1 pseudogene is annotated in these 713 nt (G+C 68.2%); it reads left to right on the top strand.

What is annotated here, in order from left to right:
- A pseudogene (locus ABEB03_RS43665) lies at nucleotides 1-628 on the top strand (alpha-1,4-glucan--maltose-1-phosphate maltosyltransferase); the annotation flags it as partial.
- Nucleotides 629-713: the final 85 nt, after the last annotated feature.

Below are 713 nucleotides of genomic sequence, written 5' to 3'. Positions count from 1 at the left end.
GTCGGGCGAGACCGCCTCCTACATGCGGCCCAACTTCTTCGTGAACACCCCGGACATCCTGCACGAGTTCCTCCAGCGCGGCGACCGTCCGGCCTTCGAGCTGCGGGCCGTGCTCGCCGCGACGCTGTCGCCGTCCTGGGGGATGTACGCCGGGTACGAGCTGTGCGAGAACACCGCCGTCGCGACGGGCAGCGAGGAGTACCTCGACTCCGAGAAGTACCAACTGCGGCCCCGCGACTGGGAGTCAGCCGAACGCGCGGGCAGGACCATCACTCCGCTGATCACCCGGCTGAACCGGATCAGGAGGCGCCACAAGGCCCTGCACGAACTCAGGAACCTCCACTTCCACGAGGCCGACAACGAAGCGGTCTTCGTGTACGGGAAGCGCACCCGGGAGGACGTGGTCGTGGTGGTGGTCAACCTCGATCCCCACCACACCCAGGAGGCCACGGTCTCGTTGGACATGCCGCGACTCGGCCTGGACCGGCACGAGACCGTGCCGGTGCGCGACGAGCTCACCGGCGAGACCTACCACTGGGGCAGGGCCAACTATGTGCGTCTGGGCCCGGGCGGCGCGCATGTGTTCTCCGTCGGCCCGGCAGCGCGGATCGGAGGGTCACCCGCATGATGGTCAATGAGCCCGTCCCGGACACGTTCGAGGACACCCCGGCCAAGGACCGCGACCCCGACTGGTTCAAACGCGCCGTCTTCTA

The organism is Streptomyces siamensis (genome assembly GCF_039543605.1).
Lineage (GTDB): Bacteria > Actinomycetota > Actinomycetes > Streptomycetales > Streptomycetaceae > Streptomyces > Streptomyces siamensis.
Note: the sequence above shows the minus strand (reverse complement) of the source record. Positions and strands in the feature narration are given on the sequence as shown.